The following is an 18,162-nucleotide window of genomic DNA, read 5'->3' as shown; positions in this document are numbered from 1 at the left end:
TGATTCATACAGAATCGAACCGGTCAGGCCAGTTCGGTTGCAGTACCACCGGCAGCGGCGATCTTCTCCTTGGCGGAGCCGGAGAACTTGTTCGCGGACACCTGAACGGCAACCGCGATCTCGCCCTCGCCGAGGACCTTCACGAGCTGGTTCTTGCGAACCAGGCCCTTGGCAACGAGCTCGTCGACGCCGATCTGGCCACCCTCCGGGAAGACCCGGGCGATGTCGCTGACGTTGACGACCTGGTACTCGGTGCGGAATGCGTTCTTGAATCCCTTGAGCTTCGGCAGACGCATGTGCAGGGGCATCTGGCCACCCTCGAAGGCTGCCGAGACGTTCTTACGCGCCTTGGTGCCCTTCGTACCGCGACCAGCGGTCTTGCCCTTCGAACCCTCACCGCGTCCGACGCGGGTCTTGTCCGTCTTCGCGCCCGGAGCCGGGCGCAGGTGATGCAGCTTGATGGTCATTCTCAGACCTCCTCAACGGTCACGAGGTGACGCACCACGTTGATCAAGCCACGGTTCTGCGCGTTGTCCTCGCGGACCACCGACTGGCGGATCTTCCGCAGGCCGAGGGTGCGCAGGCTGTCACGCTGATTCTGCTTGGTACCGATGGTGCTCTTGATCTGGGTGATCTTCAGCTCTGCCATTACTTCACGCTCCCAGCAGCCAGTGCACGGGCGCGAAGCATGCCTGCGGGAGCGACGTCCTCGAGGGGAAGCCCGCGGCGAGCCGCAACTTCCTCCGGACGCTGCAGGCCCTTGAGAGCTGCAACCGTCGCGTGCACCACGTTGATGGCATTGTCGGAGCCGAGCGACTTCGACAGGATGTCGGAGATGCCCGCGCACTCCAGCACGGCGCGAACCGCGCCACCGGCGATCACACCGGTACCGGGGGAAGCCGGACGCAGCAGGACGACACCTGCAGCAGCCTCACCCTGAACCGGGTGGGTGATGGTTCCGCCGATGAGCGGAACGCGGAAGAAGTTCTTGCGAGCTTCCTCGACACCCTTGGTGATGGCCGCGGGAACTTCCTTGGCCTTGCCGTAACCGACGCCGACCACACCGTTGCCGTCTCCGACGATCACCAGCGCGGTGAAGCTGAAGCGCCGGCCGCCCTTGACGACCTTCGACACACGGTTGATCGAGACGACACGCTCGATGTGGTTCGACCGCTCGGCAGCGTTGCCGCCGCGCGAGTCGCGATCGCGGCGGTCGCGACCACCACGGTTGTCCCCGGTGTTGGGGCCATTCTGTCCGGCGGGGCCGTTTCCGCCGTCACGCCGCTGACGTCCCGGCATCAGACGTTCCTTCCGTTCGAAAAGATGATCATCAGAACTTCAGCCCGCTCTCGCGCGCTGCGTCCGCGAGGGCCGCGATGCGGCCGCTGTAGGTGTGTCCACCGCGGTCGAAGACCACGGATTCCACGCCGGCAGCCTTCGCGCGCTCGGCGATCAGCTGGCCGACCTTGGCGCCACGCGCCTTCTTGTCGCCCTCGAGCGCACGCACGTCGGCCTCGATGGTCGACGCAGCGGCAACGGTCGTGCCGGTGAGGTCGTTGATGACCTGCACGTGCATGTGGCGCGACGAACGGTTGACGACGAGACGCGGACGCTCTGCCGTTCCGGCGATCTTCTTGCGGAGGCGGAAATGACGACGCGTCTTCGACAGCCGACGCGTGGTGGACGCATCCTTGCCGCGCGGGATCCGCTTGGCCTTCTGGTTCTCGGTCTGGCTCATGATCACTTACCCGTCTTTCCGACCTTGCGACGGACCTGCTCACCCTCGTAGCGGATGCCCTTGCCCTTGTACGGGTCGGACTTACGCAAACGGCGAATGTTGGCCGCGATCTGGCCGACCTGCTGCTTGTCGATACCCGCAATCGAGAACTTCGTGGGGGCCTCGACGGCAAAGGTGATGCCTTCGGGGGCCTCGATGAGCACCGGGTGGCTGTAGCCGAGCGAGAACTCGAGGTCCTTGCCCTTGAGCGCCACGCGGTAGCCGACGCCGAAGATCTCCATCTTGATGGTGTAACCCTCGGTCACACCGACGATGAGGTTCTGCACCAGGGTCCGCGACAGACCGTGCAGCGCACGGCTGCGACGCTCGTCGTTGGGGCGGTTGATGTTCAGTGCCCCGTCGTCGCCCTTGGCGATGGAGATGGGCTCAGCGATCGTCAGCGACAGGTTGCCCTTGGGGCCCTTCACTGCGACATTCTGGCCATCGATGTTCACCTCGACACCCGAGGGAACTGCAACGGGGAGTTTTCCGATTCGCGACATTGTGGTGGCCTCCCTTACCAGACGTAGGCGAGGACTTCCCCGCCTACTCCCTGCTTGGCCGCCTGGCGATCGGTGAGCAGACCGGACGACGTGGAGATGATCGCCACGCCGAGTCCGCCCAGGACCTTGGGCAGGTTGGTGGACTTCGCGTACACACGAAGGCCGGGCTTCGACACGCGTCGCACGCCGGCGAGGCTGCGCTCACGGGAAGGCCCGTACTTGAGGTCGACGACGAGGGTCTTGCCCACCTCGGCGTCCTCGGTGCGGTAGTCGGAGATGTAGCCCTCGCGCTTGAGGATCTCGGCGATGTTCACCTTGATCTTCGACGACGGGAGCTTCACCTCGTCGTGGAACGCCGTGTTGGCGTTACGCAGACGCGTCAAGAAGTCTGCGATGGGGTCGGTCATGGTCATGGTCTGACCTGTACACCTTTCTCGGAGCGGTTCCCATGCAACACCGGAAGAATCCGGTCGTGGGCCTGCAGCGAATTTGGTTTCAAATGCGAGCCGGCCCGAAATGAGCCGGCCCCTGACAGCGTGACGGTGGGCGGAGGCACGAGGTCTCCGCCCACCCGCTCACGTCACCAGGAGCTCTTGTGAACTCCCGGAAGCTCGCCTGCGTGTGCCATCTCACGGAGGCAGACGCGGCAGAGACCGAACTTGCGGAACACCGCGTGCGGGCGACCGCAACGCTGGCAGCGCGTGTAAGCGCGAACCGCAAACTTCGGCTTCTTGTTGGCCTTGTTGACCAGTGCCTTCTTAGCCATGGGCTCAGTTCTCCTTGAACGGGAAGCCGAGGTGCTTGAGCAGGGCACGGCCTTCTTCGTTGTTGGTAGCGGTGGTCACGACAGTGATGTCCATGCCGCGCGGGCGGTCGATCTTGTCCACGTCGATCTCGTGGAACATCGACTGCTCGTTCAGGCCGAACGTGTAGTTGCCGTTGCCATCGAACTGGTTGCCGTTCAGGCCACGGAAGTCGCGGATACGGGGAAGCGCGATGGACACGAGACGGTCCAGGAACTCCCACATGCGATCCCCGCGGAGCGTGACACGCGCACCGATGGGCATACCCTCGCGAAGCTTGAACTGCGCGATGGACTTACGGGCCTTGCGGATCTCCGGCTTCTGACCGGTGATCAACGCGAGGTCGTTGACCGCGCCGTTGATGAGCTTCGCGTCGCGGGCTGCGTCGCCGACACCCATGTTGACGACGACCTTCACGACGCCGGGGATCTGCATGACGTTCGCGTAGGCGAACTCCGCGTTCAGCGCGTCACGGATCTCCGCGCGGTAGCGGGTCTTCAGACGCGGCTGGATCTTGTTCTCGGTGGTGGTCATGTCAGATGTCCTTCCCGTTCTTCCGGGAAATCCGAACGCGCTTGCCGGTTTCCTCATCGGTCCGGTAGCCGACGCGAGTGGCGTTTCCGTCCGAGTCGACGACCGCAACGTTGGAAACGTGGATCGGGGCCTCCTGCGTCACGATGCCGCCCGAAGAGGCGCCACGCTCGTTGGCCGAGACCGCGGTGTGCTTCTTGATCCGGTTCACGCCCTCGACGAGGACACGGTTCTCGCGCGGGAAGGCAGCAATGACCTTGCCCTTCGCACCCTTGTCCTTACCCGAGATGACGAGCACGGTGTCGCCCTTGTGCACCTTCATCACAGCACCTCCGGAGCGAGCGAGACGATCTTCATGAACCGCTTGTCGCGAAGCTCGCGACCGACGGGTCCGAAGATGCGGGTGCCGCGCGGATCGTTGTCACCCTTGATGATGACTGCGGCGTTCTCATCGAACTTGATGTACGAGCCGTCCGGCCGGCGGCGCTCCTTGGCGGTGCGCACGATCACGGCCTTGACGACATCGCCACGCTTGACGTTGCCGCCGGGGATGGCGTCCTTGACGGTGGCGACAATGATGTCGCCGATACCGGCGTAGCGACGGGACGAACCACCGAGAACGCGGATGCAGAGAATCTCCTTGGCACCCGTGTTGTCGGCGACGCGCAGTCGCGACTCCTGCTGGATCACTTACGTCTCCTTGACCTGGATTGGTTTGTACGTCAGATTTCCGACCTGGACGTACGCGGTCGTCGGCTACTCACGGCGCACGTGTGCAAGACACACGGGTCCCGCGAAGCAACCCGTCCAGGGTAGGCCATATACCGTACCCCGGGCAAATTAGCGAACTGTGCGATCACTCCCATCCCGGATCCCGGTGGGACGCACGAAACTCCGCGTCTGCTTCCGCACTCCGAACACGACCTCGGCCCGGCGTCCGAAATGGACGCCGGGCCGAGGATTTTCGTCACACGAGGTGTGAGAGGACTACTTGGCCTTCTCGAGCACCTCGACCAGACGCCAGCGCTTCGACGCGGACAGCGGACGGGTCTCCATCAGCTGCACGCGGTCGCCGATGCCGGCGAGACCGTTCTCGTCGTGTGCCTTCACCTTGGTCGTACGGCGGATGATCTTGCCGTACAGCGGGTGCTTCACGCGATCCTCGAGCTCGACCACGATGGTCTTTTCCATCTTGTCCGAGACGACGTAGCCGATGCGGACCTTGCGGCTCGCGCGCTCTTCGTTCTGGGTCACTGCCTTTTCCTCACTCATGCCACGTCACCCGCATCCGGGCCGGTGGCCAGACCGAGCTCACGCTCGCGCAGAACCGTGTAGATACGAGCGATCTCGTTACGCACGGTGCGCAGTCGTCGGTTGTTGTCCAGCTGACCGGTAGCCATCTGGAAGCGGAGGTTGAACAGCTCTTCCTTGGACTCGCGAAGCTTCGAGGTCAACTCTTCCTCGGTGAGCTCGCGGAGTTCTGCGGCGGGGGTTTCGGTAGCCATCAGAACTGCTCCTCCCTCGTCACGATCCGGCACTTGCACGGGAGCTTGTGCATCGCGCGGCGCAGGGCCTCACGAGCAGTCTCCTCGTTCGGGTAGCTCATCTCGAACAGCACGCGACCGGGCTTGACGTTCGCGACCCACCACTCGGGCGAACCCTTACCGGAACCCATGCGGGTTTCGGCCGGCTTCTTGGTGAGCGGGCGATCCGGGAAGATGTTGATCCAGATCTTGCCGCCACGCTTGATGTGCCGGGTCATGGCGATACGAGCGGCTTCGATCTGCCGGTTCGTGATGTAGGCCGGCTCGAGAGCCTGGATGCCGTACTCGCCGAAGGCAACCTGGGTGCCGCCCTTGGCGTTACCCGAACGGCTCGGATGGTGCTGCTTGCGGTGTTTGACCCGCCGGGGGATCAACATTGCGTCAGCCCTCCTTGTTCTCTGCCGAAGCCGGGGCGTCGGCTGCCCGTCCCGCTTCGGTGCTCGTCGCGGTGGTGCCCGAGGCGCCGGAACGACGCGGGCGGCTCGGACGCTCACGACGCGGACGGTCGGCGGGAGCAGCTGCGGCAGCAGCGAGCTCGCGACGGCCACCGACGATGTCGCCCTTGTAGATCCAGACCTTCACGCCGATACGACCGAAGGTGGTCTTCGCCTCGTAGAGGCCGTAGTCGATGTCCGCGCGCAGCGTGTGCAGCGGGACGCGACCTTCGCGGTAGAACTCCGAACGCGACATCTCCGCGCCACCGAGGCGGCCCGAGCACTGCACGCGGATGCCCTTGACGTTGGGCTGACGCATGGCCGACTGAATGGCCTTGCGCATCGCCCGGCGGAACGCCACGCGGTTCGAGAGCTGCTCTGCGACGCCCTGCGCCACCAGCTGAGCCTCGGACTCGGCGTTCTTGACCTCGAGGATGTTGAGCTGAACCTGCTTGCCGGTCAGCTTCTCGAGCTCGGCACGGATGCGATCGGCCTCGGCGCCGCGGCGGCCGATGACGATGCCCGGACGCGCGGTGTGGATATCCACACGCACACGATCGCGGGTGCGCTCGATCTCGACCTTCGCGATGCCCGCACGCTCGAGGCCGGAGGCCAGGAACTTACGGATCGCGACGTCTTCCTTCACGTAGTCCGCGTACTGCTTGTCTGCGTACCAACGCGACTTCCAGTCGGTGGTGATGCCCAGACGGAAGCCGTGCGGGTTGATCTTCTGGCCCACTACTGAGCTCCCTTCCGGCGATTGCGAGACGAGTTCGAGCCGACGCTCTCCACGATCACGGTGATGTGGCTCGACCGCTTGCGGATACGGAACGCGCGACCCTGTGCACGCGGCTGGAACCGCTTGAGGGTTGCGCCCTCGTCCACGTACGCCGTCGCGATGACGAGCGTGCTGGGGTCGAGGTTCAGGTTGTTCTGTGCGTTCGCAGCTGCCGAGGCGATGACCTTGGCGACCGGCTCTGCAGCGGCCTGCGGCGCGAACTTCAGAATTGCGAGGGCTTCCTCGACAGACTTTCCGCGAACGATGTCGACGACGCGGCGCGCCTTCATCGGGGTCACGCGCACGTGGCGCGCAACAGCCCGAGCGCTCGGGTTTGTGGTTTCAGTACTCATCGACGCTTGCTCTTCCGGTCGTCCTTGATGTGGCCCTTGAACGTACGGGTCGGTGCGAATTCACCGAGCTTGTGGCCGACCATCGAATCCGAGACGAACACCGGAACGTGCTTGCGTCCGTCGTGGACTGCAAACGTGTGACCGATGAAATCGGGCAGGATCGTCGAGCGGCGCGACCAGGTCTTGATGACCTGCTTGGTGCCCTTTTCGTTCTGAGCGTCCACCTTGGCCAGGAGGTGGTCGTCGACGAACGGGCCTTTCTTGAGGCTGCGTGGCATTCTCTAACTCCCTCCTTGACTAGCGCTTCTTGCCGGTGCGGCGACGACGAACGATGAGCTTGTCGGACGCCTTGTTCTTGCGGGTGCGGCCCTCGGGCTTGCCCCACGGGCTGACCGGGTGGCGACCACCGGAGGTCTTGCCCTCACCACCGCCGTGCGGGTGGTCGACCGGGTTCATCACGACACCGCGGACGGTAGGACGCTTGCCCTTCCAGCGCATACGGCCGGCCTTGCCCCAGTTGATGTTCGACTGCTCGGCGTTGCCGACCTCGCCGACGGTTGCGCGGCAGCGCACGTCGACGCGACGGATCTCACCGGACGGCATACGCAGCGTGGCGTAGGTGCCTTCCTTACCGAGAAGCTGGATGCTCGCGCCGGCCGAACGGGCCATCTTGGCTCCGCCACCGGGACGCAGTTCCACCGCGTGGATGGTGGTACCGGTCGGGATGTTGCGCAGCGGCAGGTTGTTGCCCGGCTTGATGTCGGCCGTCGGGCCGGACTCGACCGGAGCACCCTGCACCAGGCCCTTGGGGGCGATGATGTAGCGCTTCTCGCCGTCCACGTAGTGGAGCAGCGCGATGCGGGCGGTGCGGTTGGGGTCGTACTCGATGTGAGCGACCTTGGCCGGGATGCCGTCCTTGTCGTTGCGACGGAAATCGATCAAGCGGTATGCGCGCTTGTGTCCGCCACCCTTGTGCCGGGTCGTGATACGACCGTGCGCGTTGCGACCACCGCGACCGTGCAGCGGGCGGATCAGCGACTTCTCGGGCGTCGACCGAGTGATCTCGGCGAAGTCCGACACACTGGCGCCACGACGGCCCGGCGTAGTCGGCTTGTACTTACGGATTGCCATGAGTCTTCTCGTCCTCTATCTCTCGCGAGTTCCGGCGCCTAGGCGACCGGGCCTCCGAAGATCTCGATGGGCTTGCTGTCGGCGGTCAGGGTCACGAGCGCGCGCTTGGTGTCCTTGCGCTTGCCGTAACCGAACCGCGTCCGCTTGCGCTTGCCCTGACGGTTGGCGGTGTTGACGCTGCTCACCTTGACGCCGAAGACCTTCTCGACGGCAATCTTGATCTGCGTCTTGTTCGAGTCCGGGTGGACCAGGAAGGTGTAGGTGCCCTCTTCCATCAGCCCGTAGGACTTCTCGGAGACGACGGGAGCCAGCAGGATGTCGCGCGGATCGGCGATCGTGCTCACTTGCTCTCCTCCTTGACTTCCTGAGCCGACTCGGCCGGCCCGTGAATGAACGCGTTGAGCGCCTCGACGCTGAACACGACATCGTCGCTGTAGAGGACGTCGTAGGTGTTCAGCTGATCGGGTGCGAGCGTGTGGACGTTCGGCAGGTTCTGCACGCTCTTCCACGCGGCGACGTCTGCACGTCCCACCACCAGGAGCACGTTCTTACGCTCGGTGAGCTCACCGAGGAAGGCACGTGCCGACTTCGTCGACGGGGTCTGACCCGCGACGAGCTCGGTGATCACGTGGATGCGCTCGTTGCGCGCCCGGTCGGAGAGGGCACCGCGCAGGGCGGCTGCCTTCATCTTCTTGGGGGTGCGCTGGCTGTAGTCGCGCGGCTGCGGGCCGTGAACGGTGCCGCCACCGACGAACTGCGGTGCGCGGGTCGAGCCCTGACGGGCGCGGCCGGTGCCCTTCTGGCGGTACGGCTTACGACCACCGCCGCGGACCTCTCCGCGCGTCTTGGTCGAGTGCGTGCCCTGGCGTGCAGCAGCGAGCTGCGCGACAACCACCTGGTGCAGCAACGCGATGTTGGCCGGGGCGTCGAAGATCTCCGCGGGGAGATCGACGGTGCCGGTGGACTTGCCACCTGCAGCCTTGACGTCCAGCGTCAGCTTGGTTGCGGTCTCGGTGCTGGTCATGCCCGTGCACCACCCTTCACTGCAGTCTTGACGATCACGAGGCCGCCCTTGCGGCCGGGGATCGCGCCCTTGATAAGCAGCAGACCGTTCTCGGCGTCCACCTTGTGGACGGAGAGGTTCTGCGTCGTGACGCGGTCGCTACCCATACGGCCGGACATGCGCGTGCCCTTGAAGACACGACCCGGGGTGGCGCAGCCACCGATGGAGCCGGGACGACGGTGCACAGCCTGCGCACCGTGCGAAGCGCCCTGACCGGCGAAGCCGTGACGCTTCATGGTGCCGGCGAAGCCCTTGCCCTTGGAAGTGCCCGTGATGTCGACGAATGCGCCGTCTTCGAACACCTCTGCGGTCAGTTCCTGGCCGACCTCGTACTCCGAGGAGTCCTCGACACGAAGCTCGACGAGGTGGCGGCGCGGGGTCACGCCTGCCTTGTCGAACTGGCCGCGGACCGGCTTGTTGACCTTGCGCGGCGCAATCGCACCGAAGGCGAGCTGCACAGCGTTGTAGCCGTCGCGCTCCTCCGTGCGAATCTGCGTGACCACGTTCGGTCCGGCCTTGACGACGGTCACCGGAACGACCCGGTTGTTCTCGTCGAAGACCTGGGTCATGCCGAGCTTGGTGCCCAGGATTCCCTTGATCTGGTTAGTCATCTGTTCTCTCCGCTGCGTCTTCTACAAGCTCGCTGTAAGTCACTGAATGTTGACGTCGACGCTCGCCGGGAGGTCGATGCGCATGAGTGCGTCAACCGTCTTCGGCGTCGGGTCGAGGATGTCGATCAGCCGCTTGTGAGTACGCATCTCGAAGTGCTCGCGCGAGTCCTTGTACTTGTGCGGCGAGCGAATGACGCAGTACACGTTCTTTTCAGTGGGCAACGGCACCGGGCCGACCACACGGGCACCCGTACGGGTGACCGTCTCGACGATCTTGCGCGCAGATGCGTCGATCGCCTCGTGGTCATAGGCCTTGAGCCTGATGCGGATCTTCTGTCCCGCCACGCTTAGTGTCCTTTTCTTGCCGCGTTTCGTAGCACCCGATCTGATCGGGAACCACCTCGTCTGCACAGTTCCGAACGGAACAGGCGACAGAGAACAGCACTCATACACATCGCGAGCCGGGCTCACCCGATCCGCTGCCGCTGTTCATCTGTCATTGTTCTCCGGTCCACGCGGTCGGGCGTGTCGCTCCGTCGCTCATTCCCCGGCGCCGAAATCTGCATTTCGACACCGCACAGAACGGGACCGGATGCGCTCATACGAGCGCACGCTGGTACTGCTTCCGTCTTGCATGTGGCCGCGACCTGGCCGTAAGGCTCGATCCGCGACTGTCACTACTTCACCGTTCCGAGCCGCGAAACATCCATGGCCCGGTCAAGGCAACCCGACCAGTATGCAGCAATCCACCGCCGAGTACAACTCCGGCGAATTCTCACCGGTCGAGCGGACACCTAACCTATCGCGTTCATCGGGGGCGTCCGCAACGGCGCGGCCGCATCCAGGGTGTTGGTCGGGTCCGGCCCGGGACCCGGCGCGACCTGGACCACCTCGGGCGCAACTCCCGGCGCAGGCACCAGAACGGGCAGGTCGCGCCACACCGGAAGCGTTTCCTGCAGCTCGAGGCCGATCTGGATGATCTGTTCGTCCTGCCACGGCCTCGCGCCGAGCTGTACACCGAACGGCATTCCGGTCGCCGCCGACCGCCCCACCGGGAGTGTCACAACCGGCGCACCCGAGTAGTTGGCCCACTTCACGTCACCCGGTACGCCTTCGGTCACACTCACCCCGAGAAACTCCTCGCGCCGGGCAGCGTCCACCTTCGTGCCAGGGATCATCACCGCGTCCAGATCGTTGTCGACGAAGAGTTCGTTGTACTCGTACTGGTATCGCAACCGGTCTCGCTCGAGCATGAGGTAGTCCACGACAGGCACCGCGAGGGACGCCACCGCAGACCCGACACTGGGCACTCGCTCCGGGCGATACAAACCGATCCGGTCGGCGAATTGCCGGTGATACGAACCCATTTCGACGACATCACCCGTCGCGAGCGAGGTCGGAGTCGGGGGCATCACCACGGGGACCACCTCAGCACCGAGCGAACGTGCCAGGTGGACCGCATCGTCGAAAAGAGTCTGCAACGGCGGTGGAAGGTCCGACGGCGGAAGCCCCAGCCGAATCCCCGCCAACGGCGATGCGCCGCCCTTCGCCACGAGAGGATACCCACCGGCAGGGACCGGGGGCCCGAGCGCAGTGATCGGATCGGCGACGTCGACGGTCGCGAGGATCGACAACATCAACGATGCATCGGCGAGACTTCGCCCCATCGGCCCGACGTGGTCGCGGGTCCAGGTCAGCGGAATCATGCCGTGCGAAGTGATTCGGCCGTACGTGGGCTTGATCGACGAGATCCCGCATGCGCTCGCAGGCAACCTCACCGATCCCCCGGTGTCGCTGCCGACCGCGAGCGGAGCGAAGCGGGCCGCGAGTACCGCGGCACTGCCGCCCGACGACCCACCCGGTGACATCTCGGTGTTCCACGGATTTCCCACCTGCGGTGTCGCGATACCGATCGCGAACTCGTCGGTGTGAGCGTGTCCCATGAGGATTGCGCCTGCGTCCCGGAGTTTGCTCCACACACCGGAGTCGCCGGCCGCGATATTCCCTTCGAGCACTCTGCTCGAGGCGGTCAGTGGCAGCCCCGATACGGCGAAAAGGTCCTTGAGCGCGATCGGCAGACCACAGACATCGGGAGCCGCGGTCCCCTCGTTCCGCGCCCGAGTGAGCCTCTCCCCCGCGGCGTCCGCGCCGGCATATGCGAACTCCGGATACAGCCGCACCCACGCGCCGATCGCGCCGTCGAAAGCCCGCGTCCGCGCCAGACATGCATCGAGCAGTTCCTTCGGGTGCAAGCGGCCGGCGTGCAGGAGGCTCGCGGCCTCGACTGCACTCAGAAGTGCAGGGTCCGTTGCGTCGACCGCACCCGGATCCGGAAGTCGCCGCACCGGTGCGGCATGACTACGCTGCGCGGTGGTTGTCCCCAGAAGCAGGGCACCTCCCGCGAGGGAGCCCAACATCCGGCGGCGGGAGAGCGCACTACTCATCTGTCCAGAGAAGCACGAATACCCTGCGAGCGCAGAGTTGACATGCAGCGAGCCGACGAGCGGTCGTCGCCATCGGGAGGTTTCACATCACGTGGCGTTGTCCGTACGCCATAATCGCCCGGATCGACGAGTCCACCGTCGACGAAGCCCCGCACCGATGACGAATACAGGAGAAGCCGATGTCCCCGTTCGAGCGGTCCGGCTCTCCCCGCGGCCTGGGGCGGCGACCCCAACTGTCGGACGATGTGGCGTCGTTCGTCCGCAACCGCATCATGTCGGGCGACGTGCGGCCGGGCGATTTCGTACGGCTCGACGAGACCGCCGCCGAACTCGGGGTCAGCGTGACCCCGGTTCGTGAAGCCCTGCTCACCCTTCGCGGCGAAGGCCTCGTCGAACTCGTTCCGCATCGGGGTTATGTCGTCGCACCGCTGACCCGATCCGACATCGACGACGTGTTCTGGTTGCAGGGGTGCATCGCCGAGAAGCTCGCTGCGCGCGCTGCGGAGACCATCGGTGGCGACACGATCGCCGAGCTCGACGACATCAACGCCAAGTTCACCGACGCGGTGCAGACCGGCGACGGCTCACGAATCGAAGCTCTCGAATTCTCCTTCCATCGGACACTCAATCGGGTCGCCGCCGCACGCAAACTCGCGTGGTTCCTGCACAACGCGACGCGGTACACCCCCGCACGTTTCTATTCGTCCGACCCGGAATGGGGGGTCGAGGCCGTTGCGGCGCATCACCGAATTCTCGATGCCCTCCGTGCGCATGATCCGAGCACGGCCGGGACAGAGACCCGGGATCACTTCACCGATGGAGCACGTCGTCTCGTCCGGCATCTGGACGAGATCGGTATCTGGTCCTGATCTCGCGTCGCACCGGCCGTTCGCAGACACCCGGCCGGGAACACCTCGGAGCGGTAGCATCTCGACGAAGGAGGCGGGGACACCCGCTGGACTGGCCATGACCGAGTCCCGACAGGGACCGAGTTCGACGGTGGGGTGCGGATGCGAGGCAACCACGACCATGCAGTCCTCGTGGAGGATGTCCACAAGTCGTTCGGGGATGTTCATGCACTCGCCGGGGTCGATTTCTCGGCTCCGGAAGGCTCTGTCCTCGCGATCCTCGGCCCCAACGGTGCCGGAAAGACCACCATGGTCAAGATCCTGTCGACACTTATCCACGCCTCGAGCGGACGTGCCGTCGTTGCAGGTCACGATGTCGAGACCAACCCCGCTGCGGTCCGACGCTCGATCATGATGACCGGGCAGTTCGCCGCCTTGGACGACACCCTCACCGGACGCGAGAATCTCGTACTGTTCGGCCGGTTGATGGGGCTCGACAAGACCTCTGCAAAGCTGCGTGCGGACGAGCTTCTCCTCGAGTTCGACCTCGTCGAAGCGGGACGCCGACCGGTCAAGGGTTATTCCGGTGGTATGCGGCGCCGGGTCGACATCGCGTGCGGACTCGTGGTCCGTCCCGAAGTCGTGTTCCTCGACGAGCCGACCACCGGACTGGATCCACGATCCCGCCAAGGTGTGTGGTCACTGGTCGAGTCCCTGAAGCGGCAAGGAATCACGACCCTGTTGACCACTCAGTACCTCGAAGAAGCCGACGTACTGAGCGACAACATCATCGTGATCGACAGAGGAACGGTCATCGCCAGGGGGACGGCGAACGAACTGAAGGCTTCGACCGGGGGCAGCTACTGCGAAATCGTCCCTGTCGACCCTGCGGAGGTGCCCGGGATCGTGCACGCGCTCGGTTCCCTCGTCCCCGATTCCGTACGTGCCGATCTCTCGTCGCCAGGCGACATCGACCGGGTCTCCATCCCAGCGCCCGACGGAGCAGCAACCCTCACCGAAGCACTGCGTCTGCTCTCGCCCCTCGACATCGAACTCGCCGATATCGGCTTGCGGCGGCCGTCCTTGGACGACGTCTTCCTGCAGCTGACCGGTCACAGCGCGTCGACGGCATCCGCCGAACTCGACGCGGCCGCCGTGGGAGAGGGCCCGTGACCGCCCGCACCGAACGTCTTCCGGCCGGTCGGCCCCCGGACAACCCGAGTGTGGGCCTTCCCGACCGGCGGTCCGGCACGCACCGCCGTGTCCATCCGAACTCGGTGTCGCAATGGTCGGCGCTGACCGGACGCACTCTGCGCACGATGGCGCGGTACGGCGAACTGATCGTTGCCGTGATCGCACCCTTCGTCTTCGGTCTCGGGTTCTATCTCCCGCTGAAGTTCGTGATGCAGATGCAGGGCATCGACTACGCGCAGTTCCTGATGCCGATCATCGTCCTCCAATCGATGGCGTTCACCGCTATCTCGGCGGCCCAGATGGCCGCGCAGGAGGCGACAACCGGACTGACGACCCGGTTGAAGACAATGCCCGTCGCCCCGACCGTACCGCTGCTTTCGCGTATGTCGGCGGGGATGACGAGATCGGTGATTTCCCTGTTCGCCGCGATCGGATTCGGTTATCTGATCGGTTTCCGGTTCACCGCCGGACTCGGGCAGGCGGTTCTGTTCGGAGTGACGGCACTCGCCATCAGCCTCGTGCTGTGCCTGGGAGCCGATGCGATCGGCAGCCTCTCCAAGAGCCCCGAAGCGACCTCGCAGGCGCTGACACTCCCCCAGCTGATCCTCGGGATGCTGTCGTGCGGCTTCGTTCCCGAGCAAGGTTTTCCCGAATGGATTCGTCCGTTCGTGCGTAATCAGCCGATCTCGCAGTTCTCGTTCGCTATGCGCGACATGGCGGACGGCGGGGTCACGTGGGAGGTGTTCTACCCGAGTTTGCTTTGGCTGGTCGGGTTGACCATCGTGTGTCTGCCTCTCGCCGTGTGGGCCAATACGAGGCGGAGGTGACCGGATGAGCCAGAGCACTGCGCTGGGCACAGGGTCCGGATCGTTCGGGTATCCGGCGCCGAACGCCGTGGTCGCCGAGAGCTCTCTCGCGGCGTTGTGGCAGCACAGCCGCCTCCAATGCGGGCGGCTCCTACTTCGCTGGGCACGCGATCCGGCGACGATGATCCAAGCGCTGATCTATCCCGCACTGACACTGGTGATGTTCAGGATCGTGCTCGGCGACAGCATCACCGCCGCAACGGGGCAGCCATCGATATTCGGGACAGTACCGATGATCGTGCTGGTGGGTGCGATGTTCGGTTCCGTCGTCAGTGCGGTCGGGTTGCGTGCCGAACGTGAGTCCGGCCTGCTGAGTCGTTTCTATACGCTGCCGATCCATCGATCAGCGGGGCTGGTGGGGCGTCTGATGGCGGAGGCGGTTCGCGTCCTCGTCACCTCGATTGTGATTTTCGCCGCAGGTGTCGTCATGGGTTTCCGGTTCACGCAGGGCATCCCGGCGACATTGTTGATGTTGGTGGTACCCATCGTGTTCGGGATGGGATTCGCCATGATGGTGACCGTCCTGGCCACTCTGTCGACCAAGATCCCACTCGTGGAGATGGTGTCGATCGTGTGCACCCTCCTGATGTTCTTCAATTCGGGATTCGTGCCGGTCATGGCCTATCCGACGTGGCTGCAGCCGATCGTCGCGAACCAGCCGATGTCATGCGCGATCGACAGCATGAGGGCCCTCGCGGTGGGTGGGCCGCTGGCCGAGCCGATGATCAAGACCCTCGGGTGGTCGGTCGGAATGTTCGCCTTGTTCCTGGTGCCTGCCATTCGCGGTTATCGGCGCGCAGCCCAGCAGGGATGACCTCGAACTTTCCGGAGGGAAATGGTTTCCGCTGCTAATCTCACTTGCGTCCAACCAGGTACGGATACGCCACGACCCCGGCGGTCCGCACGAGGAGCCTCCATGAAATTTGCGCGCCGGATCGCTGTGGCCACCGCCACCGCTGCCCTTGCTGCCTCGGCGTCGCTGGTCACCACACCGGCGATGGCGTCTGCCCAGCCAACAACGGATCAGCCGCCGAGTGCCCCCGCGGCGGGCGACGGGCGGCTCGCCGCACTGCTCTCCACGATGGGACCCAGTCCCGCAGGCACCAACGATCTCGACTGCGTCCCTTCCACGGATCATCCGCGCCCGGTGGTACTCGTGCACGGCACCGGATCGGGAATGATGCAGACGTGGCCCATCGTCGCGCCGCAGCTCGCCGACCTCGGCTACTGCGTGTACGCGCTGAACTACGGCGGCGCGCAGGCCGTCTTCGATCCCGACAAGACGATCTGGGGCGTCACCGACATCGAGCAGTCCGCGGTGGAGATACGGGACTTCGTCGATGCCGTCCTCGAGCACACCGGCAGCGACAAGGTCGATCTGGTAGGACATTCGCAGGGCGGAATGCTGTCACGGCAGTACCTGAAGTTCGAAGGTGGAGCCGATCCCCTCGACCCGGCACGTAACAAGGTCGAGAACCTCATCATGCTCGGTGCGACGAATCACGGCACGTCTTTCAATGGGCTCCAGCAGCTGTACGCGATGCTGGCGATCTTCGGCCTGACGAACGGCAACGACATCGTTGCGCAGGCACTGTTCGCCGGCACCAATCTCGGTGTGGCCGGCCAGCAACAGCTCATAGGCTCCCGGGTACTCGCCGCGCTCAACGACGGCCCCGAGACACTGCCGGGAATCAAATACACGTCGATCGCGACGCGCCACGACGAAATCGTGACACCTCCGGAGAGTTCGTTCCTCGAATCCGATGCCGGCGCCACGGTCGAGAACAAGTGGGTCCAGGACCTGTGCCCGACCTCACCCGCAGATCATTCGACGATGTTGATGCTCCCCGAATCGTTGTATCTGGTGAAATCCGCCCTCGATCCCGCTTACGCCGACGTCAACGAAGCGCCCTGCACCGTTCCGGAAGCGCCCGGAACCCCCTAGAGCACCGACCCGACGGGAGTTCCCGCCGAGACACCGAGAAGGTCCCTCCCGAAGGAGGGACCTTCTCGGTCAGGTGCCGGATCGAGGACGTCCGGCAGAGGTCACAATCCGAGCGCGCGCTGGAGCACCGGCCACGAATCCTTCAGATCGTCCTGCCAGTAACCCCATGAATGGCTACCCGAGTCGCGGAAGTTGTAGGTCGCAGGGATACCCAGCTCGTTGAGGCGGTTCTGCAGGTTGTGGGTGCAGTAGTTGGTGGCTGCCTCGATCACGCCACCCACGACCACCTGGTTCGCGAGCACGTCCACTTGACCATCGATCTCCGGTCCATCGAGCGTGTCGTACGGACCTGGAAGGCCGTTGCCGTTAGAGATGTACAGTTCGAGACCCCGCAGCTGCTCCGCGTTCACGTAGGGGTCCTTCTCCCGCCACATCGGGTCGTCGAGCTCGCCCCACATGTTGCGAGTGTCGCCGCCGCCCCAGGTCTCCGTGGTGACCTTCACGAACTGCTGTCCGATCGGATCGGAGGTCTGCGCGCAGCCGCTGTACGCTGCCACACCCTGGTAGAGGTCGCCGCCTTCGATGGCCAGCTGGAGGACTGACGTACCGGACGAGGAGAGGCCCGCGATCGCGTTGACGCCGTTGGTTCCCAACGCAGCATCGATCAGCGGCGGGATTTCCTTGGTGAGGAAGGTCTCCCACTTGTTGACTCCGAGAACGGGGTCCTCGTTCTTCCAGTCGGTGTAGTAGCTCCACTTGCCACCGACCGGCGAGACGACGTTGAGGTTCTTGTCTTTGAAGAAGTCGATGGCGTCGGTGCGGAACCGCCACGTCGCGCTGTCCTCACCACCGCCGGCACCGTTCAACAGGTACAGCGTCGGGCGGGGCTCGCTGGTATCGGCCGGACGCCACACATCCAGGAGCACTTCCTTGTTCATCGACGCCGAGTGGACGTAGACGAGGAGCTGCTGCTCGCCGTACTGCTCGATACGCGTGATGTAGGAGCCGTTCTGGGACTCGGCCACCTCGAGAGGCTGCTCACTGTCCCAGACGGGGTCGGCCGCGGCCGTGGCTCCACCGAAGAACAACGGCAGTGCCACGACAGCTGCCGAGAGCGCGGCGAGTCTCGTCCTTCGAGTGCATGTCCGCGACTCGACAACCTTCATTCGCTTGAACCTCCTCAGACCCGTTTCCCGGGCATGATCTCCAGACCTCGGGTGCGTCCGAGGCGCACCGTCCGGCGCAGCAATACGTATATCTACAGGTCAGGCGTGCACGTTACCGTGGATCGCACATCCGCGATCCGACAGTCCTGCGCGAGCACACCATACCGGCCG

General features: G+C 64.7%; 28 protein-coding genes. 5 read left to right on the top strand and 23 right to left on the bottom strand.

The window, feature by feature from the left end; all coding sequences use genetic code 11:
• Nucleotides 1–23 precede the first annotated feature (23 nt).
• The 22 genes from rplO to MWU77_RS20955 all read right to left on the bottom strand — a co-directional run bounded on the left by rplO (nucleotide 24) and on the right by MWU77_RS20955 (nucleotide 11,972).
• Nucleotides 24–467, bottom strand: a complete 444-nt coding sequence (rplO, locus tag MWU77_RS21060) for a 50S ribosomal protein L15 (protein ID WP_169685542.1) — start codon at nucleotides 465–467, stop codon at nucleotides 24–26.
• 2 nt (nucleotides 468–469) lie between these two features.
• Nucleotides 470–649: a 50S ribosomal protein L30 gene (gene rpmD, locus MWU77_RS21055; protein ID WP_054805962.1), complete on the bottom strand. Its 180-nt coding sequence runs from the start codon at nucleotides 647–649 to the stop codon at nucleotides 470–472.
• On the bottom strand, nucleotides 649–1,299 hold the full coding sequence (gene rpsE / locus MWU77_RS21050) for a 30S ribosomal protein S5 (protein ID WP_169685540.1): 651 nt from the start codon (nucleotides 1,297–1,299) through the stop codon (nucleotides 649–651). Before rpsE ends, rpmD begins: the two co-directional genes overlap by 1 nt.
• A gap of 31 nt (nucleotides 1,300–1,330) precedes the next feature.
• On the bottom strand, nucleotides 1,331–1,738 hold the full coding sequence (rplR, locus tag MWU77_RS21045) for a 50S ribosomal protein L18 (protein WP_054716703.1): 408 nt from the start codon (nucleotides 1,736–1,738) through the stop codon (nucleotides 1,331–1,333).
• 2 nt (nucleotides 1,739–1,740) lie between these two features.
• The gene (gene rplF / locus MWU77_RS21040) at nucleotides 1,741–2,280 is read right to left on the bottom strand and encodes a 50S ribosomal protein L6 (protein ID WP_169685538.1); all 540 of its coding nucleotides are present in this window, start codon (nucleotides 2,278–2,280) and stop codon (nucleotides 1,741–1,743) included.
• A 14-nt stretch (nucleotides 2,281–2,294) separates the two neighbouring features.
• Nucleotides 2,295–2,693: a 30S ribosomal protein S8 gene (rpsH, locus tag MWU77_RS21035; RefSeq protein ID WP_054716682.1), complete on the bottom strand. Its 399-nt coding sequence runs from the start codon at nucleotides 2,691–2,693 to the stop codon at nucleotides 2,295–2,297.
• Between the two features lie 167 nt (nucleotides 2,694–2,860).
• Nucleotides 2,861–3,046, bottom strand: coding sequence for a type Z 30S ribosomal protein S14 (locus MWU77_RS21030; protein WP_169685536.1), 186 nt, complete (start codon nucleotides 3,044–3,046; stop codon nucleotides 2,861–2,863).
• Nucleotides 3,047–3,050: 4 nt separating this feature from the next.
• Nucleotides 3,051–3,617: a 50S ribosomal protein L5 gene (rplE, locus tag MWU77_RS21025; protein WP_054716688.1), complete on the bottom strand. Its 567-nt coding sequence runs from the start codon at nucleotides 3,615–3,617 to the stop codon at nucleotides 3,051–3,053.
• A gap of 1 nt (nucleotide 3,618) precedes the next feature.
• A complete protein-coding gene (rplX, locus tag MWU77_RS21020) occupies nucleotides 3,619–3,936 on the bottom strand; it encodes a 50S ribosomal protein L24 (protein WP_169685534.1) in 318 nt (105 codons plus the stop codon).
• Complete coding sequence (rplN, locus tag MWU77_RS21015; protein WP_003938082.1) at nucleotides 3,936–4,304, bottom strand: 50S ribosomal protein L14; 369 nt, start codon at nucleotides 4,302–4,304, stop codon at nucleotides 3,936–3,938. The genes rplX and rplN overlap by 1 nt, the downstream gene beginning before the upstream one ends.
• A gap of 297 nt (nucleotides 4,305–4,601) precedes the next feature.
• Complete coding sequence (gene rpsQ, locus MWU77_RS21010; protein WP_054805954.1) at nucleotides 4,602–4,886, bottom strand: 30S ribosomal protein S17; 285 nt, start codon at nucleotides 4,884–4,886, stop codon at nucleotides 4,602–4,604.
• Nucleotides 4,883–5,119, bottom strand: a complete 237-nt coding sequence (gene rpmC / locus MWU77_RS21005; RefSeq protein WP_054716697.1) for a 50S ribosomal protein L29 — start codon at nucleotides 5,117–5,119, stop codon at nucleotides 4,883–4,885. The genes rpsQ and rpmC overlap by 4 nt, the downstream gene beginning before the upstream one ends.
• On the bottom strand, nucleotides 5,119–5,535 hold the full coding sequence (rplP, locus tag MWU77_RS21000; RefSeq protein WP_169685532.1) for a 50S ribosomal protein L16: 417 nt from the start codon (nucleotides 5,533–5,535) through the stop codon (nucleotides 5,119–5,121). Before rplP ends, rpmC begins: the two co-directional genes overlap by 1 nt.
• A gap of 4 nt (nucleotides 5,536–5,539) precedes the next feature.
• A complete protein-coding gene (gene rpsC, locus MWU77_RS20995) occupies nucleotides 5,540–6,331 on the bottom strand; it encodes a 30S ribosomal protein S3 (RefSeq protein ID WP_132471069.1) in 792 nt (263 codons plus the stop codon).
• Nucleotides 6,331–6,723: a 50S ribosomal protein L22 gene (gene rplV, locus MWU77_RS20990; RefSeq protein ID WP_169685529.1), complete on the bottom strand. Its 393-nt coding sequence runs from the start codon at nucleotides 6,721–6,723 to the stop codon at nucleotides 6,331–6,333. Before rplV ends, rpsC begins: the two co-directional genes overlap by 1 nt.
• The gene (gene rpsS / locus MWU77_RS20985; protein WP_169685527.1) at nucleotides 6,720–7,001 is read right to left on the bottom strand and encodes a 30S ribosomal protein S19; all 282 of its coding nucleotides are present in this window, start codon (nucleotides 6,999–7,001) and stop codon (nucleotides 6,720–6,722) included. The genes rplV and rpsS overlap by 4 nt, the downstream gene beginning before the upstream one ends.
• A gap of 19 nt (nucleotides 7,002–7,020) precedes the next feature.
• The gene (gene rplB, locus MWU77_RS20980; RefSeq protein WP_169685525.1) at nucleotides 7,021–7,854 is read right to left on the bottom strand and encodes a 50S ribosomal protein L2; all 834 of its coding nucleotides are present in this window, start codon (nucleotides 7,852–7,854) and stop codon (nucleotides 7,021–7,023) included.
• Nucleotides 7,855–7,892: 38 nt separating this feature from the next.
• Complete coding sequence (gene rplW / locus MWU77_RS20975) at nucleotides 7,893–8,198, bottom strand: 50S ribosomal protein L23 (protein WP_169685523.1); 306 nt, start codon at nucleotides 8,196–8,198, stop codon at nucleotides 7,893–7,895.
• A complete protein-coding gene (gene rplD, locus MWU77_RS20970; RefSeq protein ID WP_169685521.1) occupies nucleotides 8,195–8,878 on the bottom strand; it encodes a 50S ribosomal protein L4 in 684 nt (227 codons plus the stop codon). The genes rplW and rplD overlap by 4 nt, the downstream gene beginning before the upstream one ends.
• Entirely contained in the window at nucleotides 8,875–9,528 is a 654-nt protein-coding gene (gene rplC / locus MWU77_RS20965; protein ID WP_169685519.1) for a 50S ribosomal protein L3, read from the bottom strand. The genes rplD and rplC overlap by 4 nt, the downstream gene beginning before the upstream one ends.
• Before the next feature lie 39 nt (nucleotides 9,529–9,567).
• On the bottom strand, nucleotides 9,568–9,873 hold the full coding sequence (gene rpsJ, locus MWU77_RS20960; RefSeq protein ID WP_003938093.1) for a 30S ribosomal protein S10: 306 nt from the start codon (nucleotides 9,871–9,873) through the stop codon (nucleotides 9,568–9,570).
• Between the two features lie 449 nt (nucleotides 9,874–10,322).
• Entirely contained in the window at nucleotides 10,323–11,972 is a 1,650-nt protein-coding gene (locus MWU77_RS20955) for an amidase (RefSeq protein WP_169685517.1), read from the bottom strand.
• Between the two features lie 179 nt (nucleotides 11,973–12,151).
• On the opposite strand from MWU77_RS20955, the gene MWU77_RS20950 reads away from it, so the two are divergent.
• The 5 genes from MWU77_RS20950 (at nucleotide 12,152) to MWU77_RS20930 (ending at nucleotide 16,825) form a co-directional block, all read left to right on the top strand.
• A complete protein-coding gene (locus MWU77_RS20950; RefSeq protein WP_169685515.1) occupies nucleotides 12,152–12,841 on the top strand; it encodes a GntR family transcriptional regulator in 690 nt (229 codons plus the stop codon).
• A 141-nt stretch (nucleotides 12,842–12,982) separates the two neighbouring features.
• Complete coding sequence (locus MWU77_RS20945) at nucleotides 12,983–13,993, top strand: ATP-binding cassette domain-containing protein (RefSeq protein WP_169685513.1); 1,011 nt, start codon at nucleotides 12,983–12,985, stop codon at nucleotides 13,991–13,993.
• A 50-nt stretch (nucleotides 13,994–14,043) separates the two neighbouring features.
• Complete coding sequence (locus MWU77_RS20940; RefSeq protein WP_247274728.1) at nucleotides 14,044–14,841, top strand: ABC transporter permease; 798 nt, start codon at nucleotides 14,044–14,046, stop codon at nucleotides 14,839–14,841.
• 4 nt (nucleotides 14,842–14,845) lie between these two features.
• Entirely contained in the window at nucleotides 14,846–15,694 is an 849-nt protein-coding gene (locus MWU77_RS20935; protein WP_169685509.1) for an ABC transporter permease, read from the top strand.
• A 102-nt stretch (nucleotides 15,695–15,796) separates the two neighbouring features.
• A complete protein-coding gene (locus tag MWU77_RS20930; RefSeq protein WP_247274682.1) occupies nucleotides 15,797–16,825 on the top strand; it encodes an alpha/beta fold hydrolase in 1,029 nt (342 codons plus the stop codon).
• A 101-nt stretch (nucleotides 16,826–16,926) separates the two neighbouring features.
• Here the strand turns inward: MWU77_RS20930 and MWU77_RS20925 are convergent, their stop codons facing one another.
• Nucleotides 16,927–17,991 carry an alpha/beta hydrolase family protein gene (locus tag MWU77_RS20925; protein WP_247274681.1) on the bottom strand — a complete coding sequence of 355 codons (1,065 nt, stop codon included), beginning with the start codon at nucleotides 17,989–17,991 and terminating at the stop codon, nucleotides 16,927–16,929.
• Between the last annotated feature and the right edge of the window lie 171 nt (nucleotides 17,992–18,162).

This window comes from Rhodococcus sp. F64268 (assembly GCF_023015605.1).
Classification (GTDB): Bacteria; Actinomycetota; Actinomycetes; order Mycobacteriales; family Mycobacteriaceae; genus Rhodococcus.
The sequence above is the reverse complement of the archived record's forward strand: the minus strand, read 5'-3'. Positions and strand labels throughout refer to the sequence as shown.